Annotated in this window: 13 protein-coding genes and 1 pseudogene; 5 read left to right on the top strand and 9 right to left on the bottom strand. The window is 72.5% G+C overall.

Annotated elements, in window-relative coordinates; translation table 11 throughout:
- The 3 genes and pseudogenes from M8J74_RS36000 to M8J74_RS35990 form a co-directional block, all read right to left on the bottom strand.
- Positions 1 to 424: pseudogene (locus tag M8J74_RS36000) on the bottom strand (TIGR00374 family protein); the annotation flags it as partial.
- A gap of 118 nt (positions 425 to 542) precedes the next feature.
- A complete protein-coding gene (locus M8J74_RS35995; protein ID WP_249840455.1) occupies positions 543 to 2885 on the bottom strand; it encodes a glycoside hydrolase family 65 protein in 2343 nt (780 codons plus the stop codon).
- Positions 2882 to 3622 carry an HAD family hydrolase gene (locus M8J74_RS35990; protein WP_249840454.1) on the bottom strand — a complete coding sequence of 247 codons (741 nt, stop codon included), beginning with the start codon at positions 3620 to 3622 and terminating at the stop codon, positions 2882 to 2884. The genes M8J74_RS35995 and M8J74_RS35990 overlap by 4 nt, the downstream gene beginning before the upstream one ends.
- Before the next feature lie 117 nt (positions 3623 to 3739).
- On the opposite strand from M8J74_RS35990, the gene M8J74_RS35985 reads away from it, so the two are divergent.
- Positions 3740 to 4420 carry a nucleoside/nucleotide kinase family protein gene (locus tag M8J74_RS35985; RefSeq protein ID WP_249840453.1) on the top strand — a complete coding sequence of 227 codons (681 nt, stop codon included), beginning with the start codon at positions 3740 to 3742 and terminating at the stop codon, positions 4418 to 4420.
- Here M8J74_RS35985 and M8J74_RS35980 read toward each other — a convergent pair.
- The 6 genes from M8J74_RS35980 to M8J74_RS35955 all read right to left on the bottom strand — a co-directional run bounded on the left by M8J74_RS35980 (position 4410) and on the right by M8J74_RS35955 (position 12617).
- Positions 4410 to 6242: a hypothetical protein gene (locus M8J74_RS35980; protein WP_249840452.1), complete on the bottom strand. Its 1833-nt coding sequence runs from the start codon at positions 6240 to 6242 to the stop codon at positions 4410 to 4412. The two genes, M8J74_RS35985 and M8J74_RS35980, sit on opposite strands and share 11 nt — an antisense overlap.
- 5 nt (positions 6243 to 6247) lie before the next feature.
- On the bottom strand, positions 6248 to 7948 hold the full coding sequence (locus M8J74_RS35975) for a hypothetical protein (RefSeq protein WP_249840451.1): 1701 nt from the start codon (positions 7946 to 7948) through the stop codon (positions 6248 to 6250).
- A gap of 2 nt (positions 7949 to 7950) precedes the next feature.
- Positions 7951 to 8853 carry a carbohydrate ABC transporter permease gene (locus M8J74_RS35970; RefSeq protein WP_058921298.1) on the bottom strand — a complete coding sequence of 301 codons (903 nt, stop codon included), beginning with the start codon at positions 8851 to 8853 and terminating at the stop codon, positions 7951 to 7953.
- Positions 8850 to 9761 (bottom strand): carbohydrate ABC transporter permease, encoded by a 912-nt coding sequence (locus M8J74_RS35965; RefSeq protein ID WP_249840450.1) that lies wholly within the window; start codon positions 9759 to 9761, stop codon positions 8850 to 8852. The genes M8J74_RS35970 and M8J74_RS35965 overlap by 4 nt, the downstream gene beginning before the upstream one ends.
- A 115-nt stretch (positions 9762 to 9876) precedes the next feature.
- Positions 9877 to 11208, bottom strand: a complete 1332-nt coding sequence (locus M8J74_RS35960) for an ABC transporter substrate-binding protein (RefSeq protein WP_249840449.1) — start codon at positions 11206 to 11208, stop codon at positions 9877 to 9879.
- A 275-nt stretch (positions 11209 to 11483) separates the two neighbouring features.
- Complete coding sequence (locus M8J74_RS35955) at positions 11484 to 12617, bottom strand: ROK family transcriptional regulator (protein ID WP_249840448.1); 1134 nt, start codon at positions 12615 to 12617, stop codon at positions 11484 to 11486.
- 309 nt (positions 12618 to 12926) lie between these two features.
- Between M8J74_RS35955 and M8J74_RS35950 the strand changes: the two genes are divergently transcribed.
- From M8J74_RS35950 to M8J74_RS35935, 4 genes are all read left to right on the top strand, one after another.
- A complete protein-coding gene (locus M8J74_RS35950) occupies positions 12927 to 13826 on the top strand; it encodes an N-acetylglucosamine kinase (RefSeq protein ID WP_249840447.1) in 900 nt (299 codons plus the stop codon).
- A 329-nt stretch (positions 13827 to 14155) separates the two neighbouring features.
- Complete coding sequence (locus tag M8J74_RS35945) at positions 14156 to 16084, top strand: phosphatase PAP2 family protein (RefSeq protein ID WP_249840446.1); 1929 nt, start codon at positions 14156 to 14158, stop codon at positions 16082 to 16084.
- Positions 16085 to 16354: 270 nt separating this feature from the next.
- Positions 16355 to 18046 carry a phospholipid carrier-dependent glycosyltransferase gene (locus M8J74_RS35940; protein ID WP_249840445.1) on the top strand — a complete coding sequence of 564 codons (1692 nt, stop codon included), beginning with the start codon at positions 16355 to 16357 and terminating at the stop codon, positions 18044 to 18046.
- A 124-nt stretch (positions 18047 to 18170) separates the two neighbouring features.
- On the top strand, positions 18171 to 19094 hold the full coding sequence (locus M8J74_RS35935; RefSeq protein WP_249840444.1) for a MurR/RpiR family transcriptional regulator: 924 nt from the start codon (positions 18171 to 18173) through the stop codon (positions 19092 to 19094).
- Positions 19095 to 19301: the final 207 nt, after the last annotated feature.

The following is a 19301-nucleotide window of genomic DNA, read 5'->3' as shown; positions in this document are numbered from 1 at the left end:
GGGCGCCGCGGACCACGGCGCCGGCCGCGGCCTTCACGGCGAGGGCCGCGGCGGAGCGGCCGGGCGTCAGTCCGCAGCGCATGAGGAAGCGCAGGCCGACCGTTGCGGCGCCGATGCCCGCGGGCAGCAACTGACCGGCGGCGGTGGCGGCGAACTGCGCGGCCACCAGCGGACCCGCGGGCAGCCGCCGCCGCACCGCGCCCTGCTGGGCCAGGGCCGCGCAGACCCAGGTCGCACCGGCGGCCAGGGCGCCCGCCAGCAGCCAGCGCTGATCGGCCACGGCCAGCCGGACGGCGCCCGTGCGCAGCACCGGCCAGTGCCGGTGGACGGCATAGCCGACGGCCGCCACCACGGCGGCGGTGAGGGCGGTCTGCCAGTAGGCGTGGCGGCGGCCGGCCGCGAGGCTGACCTGCTCGGACGTCATGCGGGGCCGCCCTTCCGCACCACGGGGGATTCTTCGCGGACGGGCACAAACTAACCCGCCGTGCCCGGCCGTGCCCTGTCCGGTACGGCCAGGCGCCTGACGCCCTCCCCCGGCGCCGTCAGCGGCGGTACGGGGCGCGGTGCGGCGGCTGCTCGGGGGCCGGGCGCTGCGGCGGCTGCGGAACCGTGCGCAGGACGGGGGTGTCCGTACGGACCGTCACCGGGGTCCCGTGGTGGCGGATGGTCAGGGGCGGACCGGACAGCAGGGTGTACGTGGCCTTCTCGGGGCCGATCTCCACGCGCAGCCGGCGGCCGAGGAGCTGGAGGTTGAAGGCGAGCCGGCTCAGCCGTTCCGGCAGCCAGGGGGCGAAGCTCAGTCCGTCGCCGTCGTGGCGCAGTCCGCCGAACCCGGCGACCAGGGCCGTCCAGGTCCCGGCCAGCGACGCGATGTGCAGCCCGTCGCGGGTGTTGTGTTCCAGGTCCTGCAGGTCCATCAGCGCGGCCTCGCCCGTGTAGTCGTAGGCGAGTTCCAGATGGCCGGCCCGGGCGGCGACGACGGCCTGCACGCACGCGGACAGGGAGGAGTCGCGCACGGTCAGCGGCTCGTAGTAGGCGAAGTTGCGCGCCAGGTGCTCCTCGTCGAAGAAGCCCGCGCAGGTGTACATGGCCAGGACCAGGTCGGCCTGCTTGACGACCTGTTTGCGGTAGAGGTCGAAGTAGGGGAAGTGCAGCATCAGCGGGTACTGGTCCGGGCGGGTGCCGGCGAAGTCCCAGCGCTGGTGGCGGGTGAAGCCCTCGTGCTGTTCGTGCACGCCGAGTTCGCGGTTGTACGGGATGTACATCGCCTCGGCCGCGTCCCGCCAGGCCGCGCTCTCCTCGTCGTCCACGCCGAGCTGCGCGGCCCGGTCCGGGTGGCGCTCGCAGACCTCCGCCGCGGCCAGCAGGTTCCGCCGGGCCATGAGGTTGGTGTACGTGTTGTCGTCGGCGATCGCGCTGTACTCGTCGGGGCCGGTGACGCCGTCGATGTGGAAGTCGCCGCGGTGGTCGTGATGCCCGAGGGAGCGCCACAGTCTGGCCGTCTCCACCAGCAGCTCGACGCCCGCCTCCCGCTCGAACGGCTCGTCGCCGGTGGAGGCCGTGTAGCGCACGACCGCGTCGGCGACCGCCGCGTTCACGTGGAAGGCCGCCGTGCCGGCCGGCCAGTACGCCGAGCACTCCGAGCCCTCGATGGTGCGCCAGGGGAACGCCGCGCCGCGCAGGCCGAGTTGGGCGCTGCGCTCCCGCGCGGCGTCCAGGGTGCTGTGCCGCCAGCGCAGCGCCTCGGCGACGGACTCGGGCGCGGTGCAGGTGAGCAGCGGCAGCACGAAGGCCTCGGTGTCCCAGAAGGCGTGGCCGTCGTAGCCGGACCCGGTCAGGCCCTTGGCGGGGATCGCGCGCTGTTCGGCGCGGGCGCCGGCCTGCAGCACGTGGAAGAGGGCGAAGCGGACGGCCTGCTGGATCTCCTCGTCGCCGCCCACCTCGACGTCGGCGCGCGCCCAGAAGTCGTCGAGGGTGGTCTGCTGCTCCTCGGCCAGACCGGCCCAGCCGCCGACGCTCGCGGCGGCCAGCGCCGCCTCGACCTGGTCGCTCATCGCCGGCTTGGAGCGGGTGCCGGACCAGCCGTGGGCGACCAGCTTCTCCACGCGCAGCCGCTCGCCGGGTTCCAGGACGGAGGTGACGGTGAGCCGGGCGACGTCCTCGTTGCTCTCGCTGCTGGTGCTCGTGCCCTCGGGGCCCTCGACCACGTGGTCGGCGGCGACGGCCACCCGCAGACCGCTGCGCCGGGTGCGGTGCACCAGCCGCAGACGCCGGCCCGCGGCGAAGTCCTCCTCCGGCTCCAGCGGCGACTGCAGCGCCTTGGCGGCCCGCGGGTCGCCCTTGGTCTCGGGCAGCGTCTCGTTGGCGACGAGCTCCGACTGGATCACGACGCGCGTACGTGCCTTGACGGGCTCCACCTCGTAGGAGACGGCGGCGATCGCGCGCTGGGTGAGGGAGACGAGCCGGGAGGAGCGCACCCGTATCGCCGTCCCCGCCGGGGAGATCCATTCGCAGACCCGCTCCAGCACCCCCCGGCGCAGGTCGAGGGTGCGCTCGTGGGAGACGAGGCGGCCGTAGCGCAGGTCGAAGGGCTCGTCGTCGACGAGCAGCCGCAGCACCTTGCCGTTGGTGACGTTGATGACCGTCTGGCCGGACTCGGGATAGCCGTAGCCGGCCTCCGCGTAGGGCAGCGGGTGCAGTTCGTGGACGCCGCCGAGGTAGGAGCCGGGCAGTCCGTGCGGTTCGCCCTCGTCGAGGTTGCCGCGCCAGCCGACATGGCCGTTGGACAGGGCGAAGACCGACTCGCTCTGGGCCAGGACGTCGAGGTTCAGGGCCGTCTCGCGCACGCACCACGGTTCCACGGTGTACGACCGGTCGCTGATCACTCCTGCCCTCCCAGCTCCGCGAGGTCCTTCACGACGACGTCCGCGCCGTGCTTGTACAGCGCCTCGGTCTGGCCGACGCGGTCGACGCCGACGACGTACCCGAAGTGGCCCGAGCGGCCCGCGTCCATGCCGGCCAGCGCGTCCTCGAAGACGGCGGCCCGCTTGGGGTCGACGCCCAGGTCGCGGGCGGCGGCGAGGAAGGTGTCGGGCCGCGGCTTGCCCGGCAGCTTGCGCTCCGCCGCGACGACGCCGTCGATGCGTACGTCGAAGAGGTGCTCGGCGTCGATGGAGCGCAGCACGTCGAGGGTGTTGGCGCTGGAGGAGACGATCGCGGTGCGCAGGCCCCGCTTGCGGACGGCGTCGATGAAGCGCAGCGTGCCGTCGTAGGCCTCCACGCCCTCGGTGCGGATGCGCTGCAGGAGCAGGACGTTCTTGCGGTTGCCGACGCCGTTGACCGTCTGGGCGTCCGGTGGGTCGTCGGGGCTGCCCTCGGGCAGTTCGATGCCGCGGGAGGCGAGGAAGGTGCGCACGCCGTCGGCGCGGGGACGGCCGTCGACGTACTCGTCGTAGTCGGCGGAGGAGTCGAACGGCCGGAAGTCCTCGCCGTCGCGTTCGCGCAGGAACTCGTCGAACGTTTCCTTCCAGGCGGCCGCGTGCACCACCGCGGTCCTGGTCACCACACCGTCGAGGTCGAAGAGGCAGGCCTGGATGTCTTCGGGCAGTCCGAGCAGCGTCATACAGGACACCGTTCCCCATAAGGACGACTCCAGTGGGTGGCCCGCACCACACCGGCGGCAAAATCTTGTCGGCCGGCCCGCTGATCCCCGCCCCGGCACGGATGGCACACTCGGGTTGTGCCGCTGACCTTCGACGACCTCCTCCTCCGCGCCCGCACCCTGAGCAGGGGCGACCGGCGCGCGATCCTCGGCGTCACGGGCAGTCCCGGAGCCGGGAAGACGACGCTCGCCGAGACCCTGGTGCGGGAGCTGAACGGAACGGGCGAGCCGTGGGTGGCGCACGTCCCGATGGACGGCTTCCATCTCGCCGACGTCGAGCTGGACCGGCTCGGCCTGCGGGACCGCAAGGGCGCGCCCGCCACCTTCGACGCGGCCGGGTACGCCGCCCTGCTGCGGCGGCTGCGCGAGACGGACCCGGAGACGGCCGGCGACACGGTGTACGCGCCGGGCTTCGAACGGGTGCTGGAGCAGCCGGTCGCGGGAGCCGTGCCGGTGCCGCCGACGGCCCGGCTGGTGGTGACGGAGGGGAACTACCTGCTCCTGGACGGCGGCGCGTGGCCGCGGGTGCGGCGGCAGCTGGACGAGGTGTGGTTCTGCGAACTCGACGAGCGGGAGCGGCTGCGACGGCTCATCACGCGGCACGAGGAGTTCGGCAAGGGGCACGAGGACGCGGTCGCCTGGGTGATGCGCAGCGACCAGCCCAACGCCGAGCTGGTCGCCGCGACCCGGGACCGGGCGGATGTGGTGGTGCCGGCGAGCGTGCTGGAGCGCCGCTCGCCGCTGGGCGTCACCGACTGACCGCGCGCAGCGCCAGCCGGGGCTCCCCCTGGTCGTCGTCCGGTCCGATGACGGCCGTGAACCGCCCCGTGGTGAGGGTGAGTTCCTCGCCGCTCCGCTCCACCGAGACCGTCAGGGGCGCCTCGGAGCCGTAGCGGACGGCGAAGACGTGCAGGTCGTCCGGCGTGCCGGGGACCGGCCCTGCCTCCAGAGCCGTGGAGCTGACCAGGTGCCGCCAGCCCTCGTCCGGGTTGCCGTAGCCGCGCGGGTCGGCCGCGAGCGCGAACGCGGCCTGCTCCTGGAGGAGTTCGGCACGGGCGTCGAAGTGCTCGGCACCGGTGGCCCGCGGGTGGGTCAGACGCAGGGTGCCCGCCGAGGCGACCGTCCCGGCGGCGGTGCGCCGCACCCGGTCGCCGTCGTCCTCGGCGTACGGCAGCCCGGCCAGCAGGTACGGCGTCCCGCCGAGGCGTTCGACGGCCACCGTGGTCCACAGGGTCTCGCCGTCGGTGACGTACAGGGACCGCACATGCCGCAGGACGTGGTCGCGGCCGACGACCGGCTTGGTGACCAGCTTGGCCGTCAGGCCGTCCGCCCTGAGGTCGCGGACGCGGACCTCGCCCATGGGGCGGCACATCAGGAAGCCGTCGGTGACGGGTCCGAAGCCGTGCTGGCGGCCGACGGCGGCGGCCAGGTAGTAGGTGCCGGCCGCCTCCACGACGGCCGGGGTCATGCGGTCGTCAAAGGCCACCGAGACGGTGCCGGCGCGCAGTTGGTGCCGGGCCGGCGTCGGGCTCGGCTCGCGGTGCCAGCGCGTGGTGTCCTGGATCTGCCAGACCAGCATCCAGGCGAAGTGACCGTCGACCCCGCCGTCCGGCTTGCACGCGTACCGGGCCCAGCGGCTGTCCCCGCGGTAGCGGCCCAGGTCGGAGCCGATGCGGGCACTGAAGTACCGCAGGCCCAGGACGGATTCGAAGGCGGAGTGCTGCTCGCTGTAGCGGGGGCCGCCGTTGTCGAAGCCGCCGCCGGTGAGCCGGGCGTCGAGGTAGCGGGCGAGCGCGTCGCCGTCCTCGGCGAACATCGCCTCGCCGCTGACCCGGTGGGCCTGGGCGAGGAAGGACAGGGAGATCGGGCCGTAGTTGTTGTCGTAGGCGCCGCCGTGCTCCGGGGGCAGCAGGGCGCCCCGGTCGCGGACGCGGTGGGCGCGGATCTCGCCGGTGTACAGCTCCAGCGCCAGGGCGCGCACCGACTCGCCCTCGGCGTCGGGCAGATGGCGGGCCAGCATCAGGCCGCCGACCACGCATCCGATGGCCTGGTTGCCGGCCTCCTGCGGGTTGAAGAAGGTCGCCTCGGTCAGCCACCGCCAGTACCCCTGGGCCAACTCCAGCACCTGGGACCGCTGTTCGTCGTCGACCAGGCCCTCGGCGCTGTCGAGGACGTTGACGGCCTGGAGCAGCGCCCACACCGTGCTGGGCCAGTCGCCGATGGGGTGGGCGCCCGCTTCGAGGACGTAACGGGCGTACGGCAGACCGGTGTCGCGGGCACGCAGGTTCGGGTAGCCGGGGTTGTCCTCGACGTAGACGCGCTCGCGCAGATGGAAGGCGAGGCTGCGGCGCACCGCTTCCGGCAGCCGCGGGTCCTTGCCGCGCTGCCAGGCGAACGCGAGCAGGGAGGTGATGCCCAGCGAGGTGTCGCCGATGTCGTCGACGCAGTCGGGGTGTTCGAGGTTGCCCTCGGGTGTGATGCGCCGCAGGGCCTGCTCGACGACGTCGGCGAGGACGGCGTCGTACGCCTCCGGGCTGTCGGGCAGGTCGTGCAGCGGGCCGCGCTGGTGCGTGAGGTGCACGGGGATCAGTCCTTCATGCCTGAGGTGGTCGCGCGCAGTGCGACGGTCAGTGTGTGCGGGCCACGTCCACCGATGTAGACGCGGTTCCCGGTCGTCGCGTCGGTACCGCCCACCACGGTGTAGTCCTGCCCGGGGTCGTAGCGCAGTACGTCGCGCCGGTCCGGTCCGGCGAGCGGTTCACCCGTCTCGACGGCCGCCTCGACCCGGATCTCGTCGTCGCCGACGCGGTAGGTCATCGGCTCGGTCGTCAGGCACCAGCTTCCGTCACCGAGCGGTACGGCGCCCTGCGGCTCGCCGCCCGGCCGGAAGGTCAGTTCCAGGGCCCAGGGCACCGGCGGGCCGCTGATGTCGATCCGCAGGTCGGCCCCGTCCTCCCGCAGGTCCACCTGTACGCGGGTCGTGTGGGAGACCTCGTCCCGAGGCCGGTCCGGGAAGGCCATCGCGGCCGAGAAGCGTCCCTCGTCCGCCATCCGGTAGGCGCCGTCGTCCCGCCGGCGGTCGGGCGGCAGCGGCTGGTAATAGGCGGCCGAGAGGGTTTCGGTGAGGAGGTAGCGGCCGTCGGCGAGCCGTCGCATGTCGGCGGCGCGGAACGGGCCCAGGTCGAAGAACCCTCTGGAGAGGCGGACCGCGTCGAGGACGGCGGCACCGGCGAACAGGCGCAGAAAGGTGGGGTTGCAGGCGAGGCCCGAGCGGATGCGCCGGTGCTCGGGCACGTCGGAGCCGCCGTACACCACCGTGTGCGCGGTGGCCGAAGCGCGTGCGGCGAGGCGTGCGGTGGGGAGGTACCTCTCGCGCGGGAGCTTTTCCGCGTCCGGGGCCGGCAGGGCGCGGCACAGATCCGGGGTGAGGAGGGTCTGGGCGAGCAGGTCGGGGTCGTGGATGCCGTCGGCGGCCGCCAGGCGGGCAGCGCGGGCGAAGTCGCCCCGGCCGGTGCGGATCGCGAGCAGCCGGTAGTGCGGCAGGTAGGGCCACAGCGCGAACGACTGCCTCTGGTCCTGGCGGCGCGAGTGGACGGTCTCCACCGTGCCGTCCGGCCTGATCAGGTCCAGGGTCGCGGTGAGGTTGCGTTCGACGGCGTCCGCCAGGTCGGTACGCCCGAGCACCTCGGCCAGCAACAGCAGCGCCGGGTTGGTCACGATGGACGCGTAGACGGCGCTGCGTTCCGAGTACAGGCCGTCGGCGTCGATGTCGACGCCCTCGGCGAGCCACCCCTCGGCGCGGACGAGGAGCCGGTCGTCGGGGAACGACCGGTGCAGCCGGGCCAGCGCCGCGGACAGCTCCCAGCGGTGGTTGGGGGTGTGCACGCCACCGGCCAGGAGGCTTTCGGTGGCGGCGCCGGCGATCTCGGCGAGCGCCGCCGTGACGTCGGCCAGTTCGGGCCCCGCGCCCGCGGCGAGGACGTGCGCGTCGCACACGTCGTTGACGGTGAACGCGGAGTCCGGCGGCGACTGCACGTTGTCGCCGCCCGCGAAGAGGCCGGACGCCGTCTGCGCGGACCGCAGGGCACGGAGGTGGGTCAGCGCGGCGGCGACGGCCCGCTCGCTGCCGTGCAGGCCCGACTCCGGCGAGCGGTACGCCGCGACCATGGTCTTCACCCGCCGGGCCAGGGCGCGGTGCGGCTCGATGAATTCCGCCGACGGATCGGCCGACCGGTCGGCGGCGAGCGCTGCCGCGCGGACGAACTCGTGGTCGATCGGAGCGGGCAAGGTCAGTCCTTCAGTCCGGCGTTGATGTCGGCGCCCATCACATAGCGCTGGAAGACGAGGAAGACGGCGATCAGCGGGATCATGGAGATGACCGACGCGCCCAGCAGGACCGACCAGTTGATGTTCTGCGCGCCGACGATGCTCTGGATGCCGATCTGCACGGTGAACTTGTTGGGGTCGTTGAGCATCAGCAGCGGCCAGATGTAGTCGTTCCACCGCCACTGGAAGGACAGGATGGCGAGGGTCAGCATGATGGGCCGGGAGATCGGCACCATGATCCGCAGGAAGATGGACAGTTCGCGGGCGCCGTCGATGCGCGCGGCCTCGACGAGTTCGTCGGGGACCGTGAGGAAGAACTGGCGGAACATGAAGCATCCGGTCGCGGTGAGCACGGCCGGCAGGATGATGCCCGCGAAGGAGTTGTAGAGGCCGAGGTTGCGGACCACCAGGAACTCGGGGGCGAGCATGACCTCGCCCGGCAGCATCGTGGTGGCCAGGATGCACAGGAAGAAGGCCTTGAGCCACTTGTTGTCGTACTTGGCCAGCGCGTAGCCGGTGCAGCAGCTGACGCCCACCGTGAGGATCGTCGTGATCACGCAGACGATGGCGGTGTTGATGAAGTACTGGGAGAAGTTGGCGCTGTCCCAGGCCGCCTTGAAGCCGGACAGGGTGGGGTTGTGCGGTACCAGCGTCAGCGGATAGGAGAACAGGTCGCTGGCCGGCTTGAAGGAGCTGAGGACGAACCACAGCACCGGCAGCCCGTAGAGGCAGGCGAGGATCCACAGCAGGGTCGTCGCGGAAACCGCCCGCCGCAGCCCGCCGCTGCCGGCTCCGCGGGGTCGCTTCTTGGCGACGGCCCTGCCGGGAGCGGCGTCGACGGGGCGCGGAATGTCTGTGGTTGTCATCGGTTCTCCACCCGCCGGTTGACGATCAGCTGGACGATCGCGACGGCCATCAGGATGAGCATGAGCACGAACGAGGCGGCGCTCGCGTAGCCGATCTGACCCCGTTTGAAGCCGGTCTCGTAGATGTACTGGACGAGCAGGTTGTTGGACGTGCCGGGTCCGCCGTTGTTGAGGGCGACGAACACCGGGTATTCCTTCATCGCGTTGATCGTGTTGAGCAGGATCACGATGAACGAGGTGGGCGCGATGCTCGGCAGGGTGATGCTGACAAACTGCCGCCAGGGGCCGGCTCCGTCGAGGGAGGCCGCCTCGTAGTACGAGGTGGGCACGTTCTTGATCGCCGCTATGAACAGCAGCATCGAGAAGCCCGTCCAGGCCCAGGACGCGGCCATCACGACCACCAGCAGGGACAGGTCCGCGTTGGACTGCCACGGGACGGCGCTTCCGCCGAGCTTCTCGATGACGTAGTTGACCAGTCCGAAGTTCTCGCCGAACAGCCACCGCCACAGCACGCCGACGACGATGGGCGACAGCAGCCACGGGATGAAGAAGATGACGCGGGCGACCGACGTGCCCTTGGCGTGCTTGCTCACCACCAGGTTGGCGGCGGCGAGGGAGAGCGCGAAGTTCAGCGGGACGAAGAGCACCGCGTACAGCAGCGTCCGCGTCAGCGCGTCGTAGAAGGTGGAGTCCCCGAAGAGGTGGTGGTAGTTGTCCAGTCCGACGAACTGGAACGCCCCCACGCCGGTGTAGTTGGTGAAGGAGTAGACGAGCCCGATCACCGCCGGCCAGACGAAGAACAGCGCGAAGAGCACGACATTGGCCGCGATGAGGACGAGCGGCGCGAGAACGTACTTGCTGCGTCTCCTGGGCGGGCTCGCGGACACGGCCGAGGCGCGTTTGGTCATCTTCCTGACTCCGTGCTGGGGGGATGGATTGCCGTGGGCTCGGGCCGTGGGCCCGGCATCACCTGGGCGCCGGGGCCGGGCGGCGGGGTGTCGGCCCGCCGCCCGGCCCCGCGGCCTACGACGCGCCGCCGACCTGCTGGTTGTAGCCGGCCACGATGTTCTCCAGGGCCTTGTCGGGCGACTGCTGCCCGTTGATCGCCTTGCCGAGCTCCGTCTTGGTCGGGTCCTCGGTGAGGCTCTTGCCCTTCAGCACCCAGTTCGTCTGCGCGCCGTTGAAGTAGCCCGAGATCGGGGCGTAGAGCGGGATCTCCTCGTTGTAGAGCTTGAACGCCGCCTGCGCCGCATCGGACTTGAAGGGGTACTTCGGGGTCAGGCCGCTCTCGACCGGCAGGAAGCCGGACGCCGCGCACAGCTCGGTGTAGTGGGCCGGCTCGTACAGCCAGGACATGAACTTCTTCGCCGCGGTGGCCGCGGCGCCGTTGTTGTTGAAGCCGACCATCATGCCGCCGCTGTTGACGTCACTGGCCTGAACCGGCTCGGCGGGCGTCGGGACGCTCGCCCAGTCGAACTTCTTGATGGACTCCGAGAACGCGGCGACCTGCCACACGCCGGACCAGTAGGCGACGACGTCACCGCTCTGGAACATGGCCGACGGGTCGGCGCCGCTGGTCCACACCGACTTCGGCATGGTCTTGTCGTCGTTCCAGCCGACGAAGGTCTTCACGGCCTTCTTGGTCGCGGCGTCCACCGAGAACTTGCCGGAGGAGTCGGCGTGGACGTACTTGCCGCCCAGCTCGTACACCATGGCGCGCAGCCGCGAGGGCGACTGGTCGAAGGTCAGGGAGTACTTGGCGCCGGTCTTCTCGCGGACCTTGTTGGCCGCCTTGATGAACTCGGTCCAGGTCCAGGTCTTCTGCGGCGAGGTCGGGAAGGAGACCCCGGCCTTCTCGAACAGCGACTTGTTGATGAACAGGCCGGAGGCGGTGACGTCCGAGGGGATGGACAGCACCTTCCCGGACGAGTCCTTCGCCAGGAAGTTGGCGTTGATGTTGTTCGCCTTGTTGTTGGCGATGGAGCTCAGGTCGACCAGCTTGTTCGACCAGATCGGGTCCAGCGCCGGCACGGCCGCCACGTCGGGCAGGGAGTTGGCCTGCGCGGCGTTGTGCAGCTTCGTGGTGTAGCCGTCGTAGGGGATGTTGACGAGCTTGACCTTGACGCCGGCTTCGCTCTTGTACTGCGCGACCAGCTTCTTCCAGCCCGCGTCCTGTCCCGGAACCGTGGAGATCCAGAACGTCAGGGACTTGGAGGTACCGCCCGAGCTCGAGCCCGAGCCTCCGCAGGCGGAGAGCAGGAGGGCACCTGCCGTGGCCACGGCAGCGAGGGGAACCACACGGCGTATACCGCCGCGGCCGAGTCGGCGGGAGCGCCGCACACCCACATTGGTCATCTTCGATCCCTTATTTCGTCGTAGGAGACGGAGCACGGCGCCGATCGAGGCGGCACGGGTGCATTTTGCAGGAAATTTCGCTTTCCGGGGGTGCGGCCTCGCCCGGCCGCGTCGCCTCGACGGGTGGGATCCCCGGCCCCGAGGGCCGTCGTCGCACAAGCACGCCCTCGTGCGGCTGCCGTGCGTCGTGCACGGCCGGGACGCCAACCCAAGCCGGCGTCCCGGCCGGCTTAGAAAGCGCTTGTCCGGACATTGGCAGACCGAGTCGGAGGCCGTCAATCCTTCGCATGCGCGGCCTCGGTCACGGTTTGGACTCCTCGGGCGACCGCGAGCCGTGCGGCACCCACGACGGTGCCCAGGTCGCCGAGCGTGCTGCTGACCACCTCGGTGGGCCAGCTCAGCCGCTCCAGCTCGGCCCGCACACCCGGCAGGAGCTGCGGATACGCCCCGGTGCTGCCGCCGAGCACGATAAGGCCGGGGTCCAGTACGGCGGTCACGGCGGCGGCGAGCCGGCCGATGTCGGCGGCGTGCCGGCCCACCACGGCGCGGGCCGCGCTCCGGCCCTCCCCGGCGAGGGAGAACAGTTCCTCGGTGGTGCGCGGACATGGTCCGTCCTCCGCGCGCCAGGCCTCGGCGGCCCGGCGCAGCAGCGAGCGGGCGCCGACGTGCTCCTCCAGGGCCTCGTGCCGCGGCTCGCGGCCGTCGTCCCAGGGGTAGGGCAGCCGGGCGACCTCACCCGCGGCGCCGTTGGCCCCGCGCAGCACCTGGCCCCCGATGACGACACCCAGGCCGATGCCGACGCCGATCCGCAGGTAGCCGAAGGTCTCGCGGCCGTGCGCGGCGCCCTCGTGCAGCTCGGCGAGCGCCGCGCAGTTGACGTTGTTCTCCAGGTGGACGGGCACGCCGGGCGGCAGCGCGACGGCCACCGCGTCGAAGACGGGCCCGGCCTTGGCGGTCGCCGGGCGCACCCCCGCGCCCTCGTCGTCGCGCGCGGTGACGTCACCGACGGCGACCACGATGGCCCGCAGCGGGGCGCCCGCCGGCAGCGCGTCCAGGGCCTCCCGGACGGCCTCGGCGGCCTGTTCCCGGGACTCGGTGGCCTCGGCGAGCAGGGTGCCGTCCAGGGCGCAGCCGCGCACCCGGGTCAGGGCGGGGCCGAGGTCGACGGCGAGGACGGCACCGGAGGCCGGGCCCAGCCGGTAGACGGCGGCGCTGCGGCCGGTGCCGCTGGAGGCGGTGCCGGAATGGGCGGCGAGCCCGGCGCTCTCCAGTTCGGCGACGGCCGAGGACACCGTCGGCTTGGACAGGCCCGCCAGGCTCGCGAGCTGCGGCCGCGTCGCGCTGCCCGCCCGGGCCAGGACGGCGAAGACCGCGCCGGCGCTCTCGGTCAGGCGCGGGGCTCGCACCACGTCGTGTTCCACAGTTCTCCCGCAGGTCACGGGCCGCTCCCCCGTCCTGCGGACTGCGGGGAGGCGGCGATGGGATGCCCGGCGTCACGCGAGGCCGCCCCCGTCCCACGGGGAGCTCGGCCGGTCGGGTGCGCGAAGCCTCTTGACGCACTGTACTTCGTTAGTTAACTTCCTAACGAACTTCACGGTACTCGCCTGCCGTGTTCCGTCCAGAGGCCCGTCCCGGGGCTTCGCGAGTGCTTCAACCTGCTTCTGACCAGGCACGGTTCGCCCGCCGTCGCAGCACAGCGCAACGACGAAAGAGGTTCCGTGCAGGACTTCACGCCTCTCGTGGTCGGCATCGACGTGGGTGGCACCAAGACCCACCTCCGCGCCCTGGCGGGGCACGACCCCGTGGCCGATCACGTCCGGTCCAGCAAAGGCTGGCGGCCGCACGACCCCGTGGCCGCGGCCGGCTGGCTGGCCGCGCTGGTCGCTGAGGCCCTCCCGGCGCGCACCCGCCCGTCCGCGCTGGCCGTCGGCGGCCACGCCTGTGAGACCCCCCGCCAGTGCGAGCAGATCCGTACCGCACTGCAACTCCACTTCGACGCGCCCGCGCTGGTCGTGGGCGACGCCGAACTCCTCGTCCCCGCGGCCGGGTCGGACAAGGGCGTCGGCCTGGTGGCCGGCACCGGGTCCGTGGCCGTGGGCCGGCTGCCCGACGGCACCCCCGTCCAGGTCGGCGGCTGGGGCGCGGTCCTCGGCGACGAGGGCGGCGCGGCCGGACTCGTCCGCGAGGCCGCGCGGGCCGTCTGGGCGGCCCATGACCGCGGCGAGGAACCCGACGACCTTGCCCGCGGTCTCGTCGCCGCGTTCGGCGTCGGTGAAGTGCCCGCGCTCGGGGCCGCGTTGGAGGGCGCCCGGGACGTCTCCGCGGAATGGGGCCGGCACGCGCCGGTGGTGTTCGCGGCCGCCGAGGCGGGCTCCCCCCTCGCGCGCGCCGTGATCGCGGAGGCCGGGCGCTCGCTCGCCGCGCTCGTGGAACGGCTCGCCGCCCGGGGGCTCCCGGTGGACGACGTCGTGGTCGCCGGCGGCACGATCCTGAACCAGCCCACCCTGTACGACGCGTTCGTCTCCTCGCTCGCCGCCTCCCTGCCCGGAGCCCGCCCGCAGCCCCTGCGGGTGCCGCCGGTCGAGGGCGCGGTGGCGCTGGCGCGTTCGCTGCTGTGAGGGGCGCCCGCAGCTCCGCCGGGGACCCCGCGACGTGCGCCGCCCCCGGCGCCGGCCGCGCCCGGTCGCACCGCAGCAGGTCACCGCGGTCCCGCTCCCCCGCAGGGGCGTCGCGGAACCGCAGCGGGTCCCCTCCGGCCCGCTCCGTTCACCCGCACGACACGTCTCGGCCGCCGGGCACTCCCCGGCGGGCCAGGACACGGCCGTAGATCTTCGCTCAAAGCTTCACGGGACGCACCGTATTCGCACATCGCCGCGCCCCACAGAACACCTCTGATCGCACGATCTCCCCCGGCCGCAGGGCCGAAGAACTCAAGAGAGGCACACGCATGCCGTCATCCGCCGGGCACCGCTCCACCTCGTCGAACGACCGACCCTCCGTCGGCAGACGGGGATTCCTCAAGACCTCCCTGGGCGTTTCGGCCGGCGTCCTGGCCGCGCCCACCTTCGCCTCCTGGCTGGGCGCCGCCGACGCCAAGGCCGCCGGTTCCGCCGCCGCGTTCGTCGACGACTACAAGACCAACGTCATGGCGAACCAGACCCCGGAGACCAACGCGGTCGTACGGGTTCTCGGCGGGTTCGCACGGATATGGAAGACGGGCGGCGCCTGGAACACCGGCACGCCGCTCATGCCCGAGGTGCTGCGCGCCAACATGCGCTACTGCGCCCGCCTCACCGGCGCCCGGACCGACGCCCAGGCGAAGGAGGCGTTCCTCTACGACCGCCAGCACCAGAGCTACGCCATGATCGCGGGCCTGGGCCCGCTGGCCGACCTCTACAAGGCGGGCGCCCAGGCGGTCACCTCGATCACCAGCGCTCCCGACGGCACCCCGCCGGCCAAGATCGACGACGCCGTGCCCGCCGACGCCCCGGCCGGCTCCGCGCTGGGTGCCGGGTCGCACGACTCCGCGCTCGGCAAGGTGGCCGAACTGGTCGACACCGTGCGCGGCAACTGGGCGTCGGGCAACCCGTCCAAGTACGCCTACCAGTACCCGCGCCCCTGGCGCATGAACGAGGACAGCGAGGTCGTCGACACGGGCGCGACGGACGCGCTCGGCTACCCCGTCTACGACTCGAAGGTGGTCGTCGCGCCCCAGCTGCTGCGCCAGCGCAGCACCTCCCCCACGGACGACGGCGGCTTCCCCAGCGGCCACACCAACGCCTTCCACCTGGCGGGCCTGGCCTACGCCTACGCCGTGCCCGAGCGCTTCCAGGAACTGGTGACCCGCGCCTTCGAGCTCAGCCACACCCGGATCATGGCCGGCATGCACTCCACGGTCGACGTGATGGGCGGCCGCATCATGGCCACCGCGCTGGCCGCCGCCACCCTGGCCGACCCGGCGAACGCCGGCCTCAAGGCCGCCGCCCGCGCCCAGGCGCTCGACTACTTCACCGGGCGCACGGGCACCACCGCCGACTCCCTGTACGCCTACGCGCACCCCGGCGCCGGCGACACCTACGGCGACCGGGACGCCAACGCCCGCGCCGTGCGGCCCCGGCTGACCTACGTGCTCACCCGGCAGGGCCGCAGCACCCCGCTGACCGTGCCCAAGGGCGCCGAGGTGCTCCTGGAGACACGACTGCCGTACCTGAGCGCCGAGCAGCGGCGCGAGGTGCTGCGCACCACCGCCCTGCCGTCGGGGTACGTCCTGCTGGACGGCTTCGAGCAGTGGGGCCGGCTCGACCTGTTCACGGCGGCGGACGGCTACGGCGCCTTCGACTCCGACGTGAGCGTGACCCTGGACGCGGCGGCGGGCGGCTTCGGCGCGGCCGACAGCTGGCGCAACGACATCGACGGCGCCGGCTCACTCACCAAGCTGGGCACCGGCACGCTCACCCTGACCGGCCACAACACGTACACCGGCGGCACCGTGGTGCGGGACGGCGTGCTGGTCGCCGCCTCCACCCACGCGCTCGGGCACGGCGATGTGCGGGTGTCCGGCGGCACGCTGCGGGTACCGCGGCCGGTGCGGGCGCACGGCACGTACGCGCAGGAGTCCGCCACGCTGGAGCTGACGCTGCGCTCGGGCCACGAGCCCGCCCTGGAGGTGACGCGCCGGGCGATGCTGGGCACGGGCGGTGTGCTGTCCCTCGTGCTCGACGCCGACCGGCCGCCCGTCGCGGGCGACACGGTGCGCGTCCTGTGCGCGCCGCGGCTGAGCGGCCGATTCGACCGCGTGGAGGTGAACTCCGACCGGCTGCGGGCCGTACCCGTCTACACGGCGGAAGGTCTGTCGGTACGACTCCTGAAGCGGTGACGGCGCAGGCCCTGTCGTCACATTCCCGTCGTCCGCCCGTAGGGCGGGCCTGGAGGTGTCTGGTGCGTGCGATCGCAAGGCGCCGGGGCGTCCTCGTGGCGGAGCCACGTGGACGGTTCGGCAACGCCGCGAGCGTGCGTGCCAGACACCTCCAGGCAGGCGGGAATGTGACGACAGGGCCTGGGGGGCGGGAGACGGTGCGACAGTGGGGTCCATGACAGGGCCCCGGATCGCTCCCGCCCCCTCGCGGCCGGTGTCACCGCGGGGCGGATGATGGCGCACGAACAGCACTCGGTCCTCGCACCGGGCCCACGCGACGACGCGGAGCGGCAGCCGCCGCGGCCGGCACCGGCCACGCACCGGCCCGGTCGGCGGTGGCTGCTGCCCCTGCTGGTGGTGGTCCTGCTCGGTCAGATGGCGGCCGCGATGGTCACCGCCGCCGTGCAGCAGACCCCGACGATCGACGAGCCGATCTACGTCGCCACGGCCGCCGACTATCTGCGCGAGCACCGCGTCCGGCTCAACCCCGAGCATCCGCCGCTGGGCAAGCTGGTCGTCGCGGTCGGGGTGGCGGTCGCCGATCCGCACGTGGACACGGCCTACCGGGGCGACCAGAGCGCGTACGCGCGCCATCTGCTGTACGAGTCCGGCAACGACCCGTGGCGGCTGATGTTCTGGGCCCGGCTGCCGATGATCGTGCTGACCCTGCTGTTCGGGCTGGTGGTGTTCGCCTTCGCCCGGGAAGTGGCGGGCGCCGCGGCCGGTGCGGTGGCCCTGGCCCTGTACGCGCTGTCCCCCGACGTCATCGCGCACGGTTCGCTGGCGACGCTGGACGTGCCGGCCGCGGGGTTCGTGCTGACGTCGGCCTGGCTGCTGTGGCGGGCCCGGCGACGCCCCCGGCTGTACGTGCCGCTGGGCGGTCTGGCCCTCGGCGCGGGGCTGGCGACCAAGATGAGCGTGCTGCCGGTGGTACCGGTACTGATGGCGCTGGCCGCCTGGTCGGTGTGGGGGACGATGTCCGGGGACCGGCGGCGGGCGCTCGGGCGGGCCGTGGCGGGCGCCGCGGTCGTGGCGCTGGCCGGCCTGGCCGTCGTATGGCTGTCGTACCTGCTGGTCGATCCGCGGCTGCGGTGGTCGGCCGCCGGGCAGCAGGTGCCCGCCGTGCACGGGCTGAAGGGGCTGCTCCTGCGGCTGATGCCGTTCCCGCGGTCGTATCTGGACGGGATGCGCATCCAGTTCGGGCTGGAGCGGTATCCGTGGCAGGGCTTCCTGTTCGGGCACCTGTACACCGGCTCCCGCTGGTACTACCTGCCGGCCGCGCTGCTGGTGAAGACGCCGCTCGGGATGCTGGTGCTGTGGGCGGCCGGTGCCGCGGCGGTGGTGGCGGTGCGGCGGCTGCGGCCCGCCGCCCCCTACGTGCTGGTCCCGCCCGCCGTGCTGCTGGCCTCGGCCATGACCGGCTCGCGGGACTTCGGGACCCGCTACGCCGTCTTCGTGCCGATGTTCCTGGCGGTGGCGGCCGGCTGTGTGCTCGCCGTACGACGACGCTGGGCGACCCTCGCGACCGGTGTGCTCGTGCTGTTCGTCGCGGTCTCCTCGCTGCGCACGTTCCCCTACTACCTGCCGTACTCCAACGAGGCGTTCGGCGGCCCGGACAAGACGTATCTGTGGCTGCACGACTCCAACGTCGACTGGGGCCAGGATCTGGGCAGGCTCGCCGACCGGCTGCGGGAGCGGTACCGGGGCGAGAAGGTCTGGCTGGTGTACAAGGGCAGTGGCGTGCCGTCGTACTACGGCATCGACGCCGCCGATCCGCGCGAGGTGGCGCCCCGTCAGGTGCACGGGCTGCTGGTGGTGTCGGACTCGGCGGTCGACAGGGCGCGCGGTCGGCTGCGCACGCTGATCGACAGCAGCCGTCCCGTCGACGAGGTCGGTCACTCGATCACGATCTACCGCCGCTGAGGCGGGCCTGCGGCGGCCGGCCTCACGCTCGGTCCGGCGGGCGCCCGTTGCCCTCGTACAAGCCCTGGTCACGACGGTGTGTGAGCTATGTTGAAGCACTGTGGCAGACAAAGGAGGCGCACCGGTGCCATCGCCGCAGCAGGCACGCGCACAGGCATCCTCGATCACCTCGGGCAAAACCGCTCCCGAAGCGGAGGCCGCCCCGGCATCGCAGCTCAGGACGCTCTTCGACCGGCCCCGGCTCTCTCCCGGCCAGCGGCGCATCGCCCAGTACCTGATCGAGCACATCACCGAGGCGGCGTTCCTGTCGATCACCGACCTCGCCGAACGGGTCGGCGTGAGCCAGCCGTCGGTGACCCGCTTCGCGGCGGCGGTCGGCTTCAGCGGCTACCCCGCGCTGCGCGAGAAGCTCCAGTCCATCGCCCTGGGCACCCTGGCCGGCGGGCCCGGCGCGACCGAGGAGAACGGCAGCAACGAACTCCAGGCGGCGGTCGACGCCGAGATCGAGAACCTGGAGAACCTGCGGCGCGACTTCGCCGACCCCGACCAGCTGATCGCCATCGGCCGCGAGCTGTCCGCGTCCACCCCGCTGACCGTGCTGGGCGTGCGGATCTCGGTCTCGCTGGCCGAGTACTTCGCCTACGCCGCCCGCCGTATCCACCCGGACGTGCGGCTGGTGACCCTGGGCGGCAGTGTCGCCTACGACGCGCTGCTGCAGTCCCGTGAGGCGGGCGGCACCTGGGTGCTGGCGTTCTCGATGCCCCGGCACGCCCAGGAGACGCTCACCGCGGTACGGGTCGCGCGCAGCGCCGGGCTCAAGGTCGCCCTGGTGACCGACCTGGCGCTCGGCCCGGTGGCCGACGAGGCGGACGTCGTCTTCGCCACCGGCACCGGCTCCCGGCTGGTCTTCGACTCCTACGCCGCGCCCGGCGTGATCGCCGCCGCGCTGCTGCAGGCCATGACCGACGCCGATCCGGAACGCACCCAGGCCCGGCTGGAGGAGTACGAGCAGATCTCCGACCAGCACCAATTCTTCCTGCGGGACTGACCAGGACCCTCGGCGGAACCGCCTGAGCCGCAACCGTCGGTAACACCCGCCCCACACGCTGTCCGGAATTACAAAGGGACCTTTCACATCATTCCGCGCATGAATTTTTTCATGCGTCTTGCAAAGCAGTCGGCATATATAAATACTGCTCACGCGTCACCCGGACACCCGAAGCCGCCGTCTCCTACCCGCGTCGGCGCCGGTGGT

The sequence above is a fragment of the Streptomyces panaciradicis genome (assembly GCF_023516615.1).
In the GTDB taxonomy this organism is placed as follows: Bacteria; Actinomycetota; Actinomycetes; order Streptomycetales; family Streptomycetaceae; genus Streptomyces; species Streptomyces panaciradicis.
The sequence above is the reverse complement of the archived record's forward strand: the minus strand, read 5'-3'. Positions and strand labels throughout refer to the sequence as shown.